The organism is Candidatus Methylomirabilota bacterium, from assembly GCA_036002485.1.
GTDB lineage: Bacteria > Methylomirabilota > Methylomirabilia > Rokubacteriales > CSP1-6 > AR37.
Map to the genome: position 1 here is coordinate 1 of DASYTI010000252.1, position 7,386 is coordinate 7,386.

A 7,386-nucleotide genomic window follows, 5' to 3' on the forward strand; every position below is an offset into this window, starting at 1 on the left:
AGAAAAGCACGCGGTGGACGTGGCGATCATCGACGTGCCGTGGAACGGCTTCTCGCAATCGGTGCAGATCGGCCGGCTGGCCGAGGCGTGCGAGATCAACATCGCGCCCCACAACTACTACAGCCACCTGGCCGACCTTCACTCGCTGCATCTCTGCGCCGTGCTGCCCAACGTGCGCATCATGGAGATCGACATCGACGACGTGCCGTGGAAGGGCGCGCTGGTGACGAAGCCGCCGGAGATCCGTGACGGCCACATCTGGCTCACCGACGCTCCCGGCTGGGGCGCCGACGTCAACGAGAAGGTGCTGGCCGAGCACCCATGGCCGCGCCCCGGCGAGGCCGCGCCCCGGTTATTCTATGGCATGGACCCCACGCAGATGACCGCGCGCCCGTAGGGAGGGCCGAGGTGCGGCAGCATATCCCCTGGCTGCTGGCCGAGCAAAGCCGCATTCGACGGGCTAGGTGGTTCAATTGAGCGAGAATCACGCGATGGAGCGGCGCACCTTCATGGCGCTGGTCTCGGGCGGTCTCCTCGCCGTCCCGCGGACCGGTGAGGCGCAGCCGGCGGGGAAGGTTACGCGAATAGGCTTTCTGTCGCCGAGCTCTCCTTCTAATGTACGAAACCCGCTTCGTCTCGATGCCCTCCGGCAAGGCCTGAATGAGCTAGGCTATGTGGAAGGTCAGAACATCGCGATTGAGTCCCGATGGGCGGAGGGAAAGTACGACCAGCTTCCGGGCCTCGCGGCCGACTTGGTCAGCCTGAAGGTGGATGTCATAGTCACGTATACCGCGCCGGCGATCCAGGCTGTAAAACAAGCGACGAGGACGATTCCCATTGTCATGGGAGGCGTCATTGATCCTGTGGCGACTGGCCTTGTCGCTAGCCTCGCGCGGCCAGGAGGAAACATTACCGGGCTCTCCTTAATGGCGGCCGAGCCGGTTGCCAAGCAGTTGGAGATCCTCAAGGAGGCGGTTCCCAAGGTCTCCCGAGTGGCCGTGCTCGGGAACCCTTCCAACGTAGGCACCGCACCACAATTGCAATATGCGCAGGATGCGGCCCGCGCATTGGGGATGCGGCTTCAACACCTGGAGGTGCGCAGTCCCGTCGAGATCGACGGCGCCTTCACGGCGATGACCAGAGACAGGGCCGGCGCGGTCATCGTGCTGGTGGACGCAATGTTCGAAGAGCACAGAACACGAATCGTAGACCTCGCGACAAGGCGCCATAGGCGATCTCATTCGTCTCGGAGTTGCCGTAATCGTCGGCGACGGCACACGAGTGATCCGTGCGATACAGAGCGCCACGAGGACGATTCCGATCGTCATGATCGCGGCCGCCGATCCGGTTCGAAGCGGATTGGTCGCGAGCTGGGCCCACCCGGGCGGGAACACCACCGGCCTGGCCAATATAGCTCCTGAACTCGCCGGGAAGCGGCTGGAGTTGCTCAAAGAAATTATCCCAGCGCTCTCCCCCGTCGCCGTGCTCTGGAATCCTGGAGACGCCTCTGCCACTCTCTCCTTCAAAGAGACTCAGGCGGCGGCTCGGGCATTGGGAGTACAGCTGCTCTCTCTCGAAGCGCGAGGGCCAAACGACTTCGCCCGGGCGTTCGAGGGCGCTGTCAGAGGGCAGGCCAGGGCATTGACCGTGTTGTCGGATGCCCTCATGTTCAATTACCGGACGAGGATCGTGGAGCTTGCGATTGAGAGGCGGCTACCTGCGGTGCATACGCATCGGGGTTGGGCCGAGGCCGGTGCCCTCCTGTCCTATGGGCCAGACTTTGCCGATCTATGGCGACGTGCCGCTGGCTATGTGGACAAGATCCTCAAAGGGGCGAAGCCGGGCGATCTGCCCGTCGAGCAGCCGACTAAGTTTGATTTGGTGATCAACCTCAAGACTGCCAAGGCGCTCGGGCTGACGATCCCCCAATCGCTGCTGGGGCGGGCGGATGAGGTGATCCAATAGCCGACCGCCGCGCCCGCCTCATGTTCGTCACGCTTACTTGCACTCGGCTCGATCGGTCCCTGTCGCCCGTGCTCGAGGTGCTCCACGAGTGGCTGGGCTCCTGGTCGGGCATTGGCGTGATCGAGCGTGGCATGGCCCGGCAGGGCTACGACCTTCAGCTCACCCGCTATGCCAACGAGGGCTGGCGGGCCACGTTCTACCTCACGGGCCGCGAGCACTCCATGACGCAGGCGACGGGCTCAGCCTGGGAGCCGACCCCCTGGCGCGCCGTGCAAGGTGCCGCGTGGGAGGCGCTGAAGAAGCTCTAGGCGGAGCCAGTGGCCTGAACCAGCCCATGTCACCGCGCGCAAGGATGGTCCGCTTCGAGCGCCGGCTTCGCCGGCGCAATCTGCTCGGGGGGCAGGCTTCGGAAGGGGGCGGAGCCCCCCCCCGAGTTACCTAGTACCCGCGCCCCCAGTACTCGTAAAACCGCTGGATGTTGCCGGGTAGATAGGCGTCGTAGTTTGCCCACTTCTCGTACTTCGGCAGCTTGATCTCCTTCATCGCGGTGTCGAAGCACTTGCCCGCGAGGAGTTCCTTCCCAGTTTTATTGACTTGCCTCGCTCCCGGCCCTAGCATTCTCCGGGAGAGGATTCCATGGCCTACGACTACAAGCGCTACTTCGGCGAGATCGATGTCCTGCGAGACATCACCACCATGCCCGGGGAGGCGAAGTGGCGAACGGCCGCGCCCCCGCGGGAGGGCGAGCGTCACCAGATCGTTCTGTACCTCGGCTGCAATGTCTTCCGGACGTCCCACATGATCCGGACCATCACGGCCATCTTCGACCGACTGGGCCTCGACTACATTTCCGTCGGGGGGCCGACGTACTGCTGCGGCATCGTGCACCATCAGCAGGGCGACGCGGCGGCCGCCGGAGGTATGGCGGACAACACCATCAAGCTCTTCGAGCGCTATCAGCCCGAAGAGGTCGTGATGTGGTGCCCCTCCTGCATTTACTTCTACGATGAGGTCCGGCATGCCACGCTGCCTTTCAAGGTCAGCCATGCCGCGGAGTTCCTCGTCTCGAAGCTGCCGGAGATCCCGCTCAGCCAGCGCGTGAGCTCGACGGTGGCCCTCCACTACCACAATGTGAGCGAACCCCGGCGGCGCGAAGGGCTCGCGGGGCGTCAGCTCCTCGAAGCCGTTCCCGGGCTTCGCTACGTGGAGGTCGAACCCACGCCACGCTTTGGCCGGAGCTGCACGCCCGCCGTCCAGGAGCAGCTCGGACTCGACGTGTGGAACGGCTTGGCGCGCGATGAGATCGAGCGAGCCCGCGCGGCGGGCGCCGACACCCTCGCCACGATCTATCACGGCTGTCAGCGCTACCTGTGTGTCTTCGAGGCGGAGCGTCCTATCACCGTCGAGCACTACCTCACGGTCTTCGGCCGCGGCCTCGGCCTGGAGTTCGAGGACAGGTTCAAGAAGTTCCGCCTGTGGCAGGATCCGGAGCGCGTCCTCGCCGAGACCACGCCCTGCCAGCGCGCGAACAATGTCGACGCCGCGCGGGCCCGCGCGGTCGTGATGGAGAACTTCGGCCCGCTCCCGTCATCTCCCGATGTGGAGACCTCGCCCCCTTCCTAGCCGAGGGCCTGTCGGAGTAATGGGCGGCAGACGGTTGAGGCAGAGGATGCGCAACTGCTGGTCCGCTTCGAGCGCCGGCTTTGCCGGCGCAGCCCTTCTGGGGGAGGTTCGGAAGGGGGGCGAAGCCCCCCTCCGAGTCTCATAGCCGTGCCGGCCGCCGCGCAGATCGGAGTCATCGGTGAAGGCGTGTGCTCCAGGCGCACGGCGGCCCTTGCCCGGCGCGTGGGCGCCGCCATCGCGCGAGCCGGCGCGCGGCTTCTCTGCGGCGGGCGCGGGGGCGTGATGGAAGCGGCCTCGCGCGGGGCCGCCGACGCTGGCGGCCTCGTGGTCGGCATCTTGCCCGGCTTCAGCCGCCGGGACGCCAACCGCTGGGTGACGGTGCCCATCGTCACCGGGATGGACCAGGCGCGGAACGTGATCCTCGTGCGCTCGTGTGATGCCCTCATCGCCGTCGGCGGCATGTACGGCACCCTGTCCGAGATTGCCCTGGCCATCAAGCTGGGCAAGCCCGTCGTTGGCCTCGGCACATGGCGATTGCGCCAGCCCGAAGGCCGGCGCGTGCCCATCATCCGCGCGAAGACGCCGGAAGACGCGGTGGCGCGCGCGATCCGCGCGGCAAAGACCGCGCGCGGCGCCCGCACCTGGCTCTCCTAGACGCCTGCCTTTTCCCCGCGGGAACCGCCCCGCCCCCTCACCCCTGCCCTCTCCCCCTCACGGGGGAGAGGGTTCCTAAAGTTTCATCCCTCTCCCCTCCTTGAGGGGGGAGAGGGCAGGGTGAGGGAGGTGGGTTCGTTTCACTGTCCTGTCGTTGACGCTCTTCGAAGGCGCGTGCTAGCCTCCCTCGCGTGATCCCCGTCGCCATCGAGGCGGTCGCGAAGCGCTTTGGGCAGGTGGAGGCGCTCCGCGGAGTTTCGCTCGGGCTCGGCGCGGGCAAGCTCACCGCCATCCTGGGACCGTCCGGCTGCGGGAAGACCACGCTGCTCCGGTCCATCGCGGGCTTCGTCGGCGTCGATGCGGGCCGCATCCTCTTTGGCCGCGACGACGTCACCGCCCTGCCGCCCCAGGCGCGCGGGACGGCCATGGTCTTCCAGAACTATGCGCTCTGGCCCCACATGAGCGTCTTCGACAACGTCGCCTACGGTCTCCGGCGCAAGCGCCTCCCGTGGGCCGAGGTCCTGACCAAGGTCATGGCCGCCCTCGACCTCGTGGAGATCGGCGACGCCGCCGGGATTGCGCGGCGGAAGCCCACGGCCCTCTCGGGCGGCCAGCAGCAGCGCGTGGCCCTGGCCCGCGCCCTCGTGGTGGAGCCTCGCGTGCTACTCCTCGACGAGCCACTCTCCAATCTGGACGCCAAGGTCCGCCAGCGGCTTCGCGTCGAGGTCCGCCGGCTCCAGCGCCGCATCGGCACCACCATGATCTATGTCACTCACGATCAGGAGGAGGCGCTCGCCATCGCCGACCGCGTGGTCTTGATGAACGCGGGCACGGTCGTGCAGGAGGGCGCCCCCGAGGAGATCTATCTCGAGCCCGCGAGCGCCTTTGCCGCGGATTTCCTCGGGGTGTCCAACCGGCTCGAGGCCTTCGCGGAAGCTGGCGTGGTGCGCGTGGGCGATCAGACACTGCCCTACGCCGGACCGCTCAGCGGGCCCGTGCTCGTGATCGTGCGCTCGTCCGATCTCTCCCTCGTTGCCGTGCCCGACCTCGGCGCCGTCACCACCCTCAAGGGACTTCTCGAGGAGAGCCTCTTCCTGGGCGCGCACTATCGTCACTATGTACGGGTGGGCGATGCCGTCGTGCTGGTGGACGGCCCCGCTCCTGCCAAGCCTGGCCCTGTCGAGATCAAGGTTCCCGCGGGGCGGCTCAGAGTCTTCCCGCGATCCGATCATTCCTGAAAGGAGACCACTCATGCTGGTCCAGATCATGGCTATCGCCGCCGCCCTCGCCCTGGCCGCGCCCGTGGCCGCGCAAACACGGCTCAATGTCGCCATCGCCGCCGATGTCAATGTCGTCGAGGTCCACAAGACCCTGCTCGGTCCCGGCTTCAAGGCCATGGAGCCCGCCGTCGACCTCAATGTGGTCGGCACGGGCACGGGCGAGCCGGCCAGCCGCGCCATCTATACCAAGATCAAAGCGCAGGCCGATGCGGGCCGGAAGCCCTGGGATCTCGACGTGGCCCTCGTGAGCATGTCCGTGGCCTCCCAGATGGTGAAGGAGGGCTTGCTTCACCGCTTCGTGCCCCAGATGAAGAACGCCGCCCTCGTCAAGGGCGCGGAGGTCAAGGAAGCCTTCGGCGTCAACGTGGACGGCTATGTGGTGCCCATGTTCCACAACCAGATCGCCATCGCCTATCACCCCTCGAAGGTGGCGGCGCCGCCCAAGACCTTCGACGAGCTGGCCGCGTGGGTCAAGGCCAACCCGGGCCGCTTCGGCTACAACGGCATCAAGGGCGGCGTCTCCGGCGTCGGCTTCACCATGGGCTGGGTGTACTGGAAGACGGGGCTCTATCAGCAGCTCACCCAGGGGCCGGTGGACAAGGGCAAGGACGGCGCCATCCGCGAGGCGATCACCGCGCTGCGCGACTTCAACAAGAACGCCGTGATCACCAACGGCAACGCGGGGACGCTGGATGCGCTCAACCGTGGCGAGATCTGGATGGGCGTGGTGTGGATCGATCAGCTCGTGGCCTGGAAGAACGAGGGGCGGATGGATCAGGCGGTGACGCCGTCGCTGCCCGCGCCCGGCCTCCCCATCTATCCGCTCTATCTGGTGGTGCCCCGCGAGGCGGCCAGCCGTGACGTGGCCGCGCGCTACATCGACTACATCGCCAATCCGGAAGTCCAGGCGCGCGCCATCGTCGAGCGCTTCGGCTGGTACCCCGGCGTGGATCCCGACCGGGTGCTGCCCCTCATCAGTGCCAAGAGCCGCGAGCTACTCTTCAAGGGCGTGTCCGCCCAGGATCTCGCACGCTACTCGCGCCAGATGCCGCTCAAGGAGTATCACGACATGATCACCCTGGCCTACGAGGAGCTCGTCCGATAACCACGCGCGAGCGCCTGGGCTGGGCCCTCGCCTGCGCGCCGCCCCTGGCCATTCTGGCGTTCGTGTTCCTGTGGCCCGTGGGCGTGTCGCTCGTGGCCAGCCTCTCGCGTGACGGGCAGTGGAGCCTCGCGAACTACGAGCGCGTGTGGCGGCTCTACGCGCGCGACGTGCTCTACACGGTGGGCGTGGCCGCGGCCGGCTCCGCCCTGACCTTTGCCGCGGCCATTCCTCTCTGCGGCTGGCTGCGCGCGCGGGCCTTCGGGCCCGTGGAGTTCCTCCTCAAGGTCCCTCTCTTCGTGCCCTTCGTGGTCGTGGGCCATGCCCTCCGCGTGGTGTGGAGCCCGTATGTCCCTGGCTTCGCGGCCTCCTGGCTCGGCATCGCGGTGGCCCTGGCCTGGAAACACCTGGGACTGGCCGCGCTCTTGCTGCTGGGAGCATTTCGCGGCGTGGACGAGAACTACCTCGAGGCGGCGCGCCAGCTCGGGAGCGGTACCGGGCGCGTCACGCGCGACATCCTCGTGCCCATGGCGGCGCCGACCCTGGCCGTGAGCGCCGTGCTGATCTTTTCGTCCATGCTTGCCTCGTTCTCGATTCCCCTCATGCTCGGGCGGGGGAGCGGGGCGCAGATGCTCATGATCGATGTCTACTACCGCTTCGGCCAGCACGGCGACTTCGAGACGGCCTCGGCCCTGGGCGTGGTCTCCTATCTCCTTGCCATGGGCGCGGCGCTGGTCTATGTCAGACGGCTCACCCGCTAGG

General features: G+C 67.0%; 8 protein-coding genes and 1 pseudogene. All 9 read left to right on the forward strand.

Going from position 1 to position 7,386, the window contains the following annotated elements:
- A partial coding sequence (locus VGT00_21850) for an enolase C-terminal domain-like protein (protein HEV8534072.1) occupies window positions 1-397 on the forward strand: 397 nt, incomplete at its 5' end.
- A gap of 112 nt (window positions 398-509) precedes the next feature.
- Window positions 510-1,199: pseudogene (locus VGT00_21855) on the forward strand (ABC transporter substrate-binding protein).
- 82 nt (window positions 1,200-1,281) lie between these two features.
- Complete coding sequence (locus VGT00_21860; protein HEV8534073.1) at window positions 1,282-1,965, forward strand: ABC transporter substrate-binding protein; 684 nt, start codon at window positions 1,282-1,284, stop codon at window positions 1,963-1,965.
- A 20-nt stretch (window positions 1,966-1,985) separates the two neighbouring features.
- A complete protein-coding gene (locus tag VGT00_21865; GenBank protein HEV8534074.1) occupies window positions 1,986-2,273 on the forward strand; it encodes a hypothetical protein in 288 nt (95 codons plus the stop codon).
- A 328-nt stretch (window positions 2,274-2,601) separates the two neighbouring features.
- Window positions 2,602-3,588, forward strand: coding sequence for a heterodisulfide reductase-related iron-sulfur binding cluster (locus tag VGT00_21870; GenBank protein ID HEV8534075.1), 987 nt, complete (start codon window positions 2,602-2,604; stop codon window positions 3,586-3,588).
- 147 nt (window positions 3,589-3,735) lie between these two features.
- A complete protein-coding gene (locus VGT00_21875) occupies window positions 3,736-4,242 on the forward strand; it encodes a TIGR00725 family protein (protein HEV8534076.1) in 507 nt (168 codons plus the stop codon).
- Between the two features lie 191 nt (window positions 4,243-4,433).
- Window positions 4,434-5,480, forward strand: a complete 1,047-nt coding sequence (locus VGT00_21880) for an ABC transporter ATP-binding protein (GenBank protein ID HEV8534077.1) — start codon at window positions 4,434-4,436, stop codon at window positions 5,478-5,480.
- Window positions 5,481-5,493: 13 nt separating this feature from the next.
- Window positions 5,494-6,627, forward strand: a complete 1,134-nt coding sequence (locus VGT00_21885) for an extracellular solute-binding protein (protein ID HEV8534078.1) — start codon at window positions 5,494-5,496, stop codon at window positions 6,625-6,627.
- A 62-nt stretch (window positions 6,628-6,689) separates the two neighbouring features.
- On the forward strand, window positions 6,690-7,385 hold the full coding sequence (locus tag VGT00_21890; GenBank protein ID HEV8534079.1) for an ABC transporter permease subunit: 696 nt from the start codon (window positions 6,690-6,692) through the stop codon (window positions 7,383-7,385).
- The last annotated feature ends 1 nt before the right edge of the window (window position 7,386 follow it).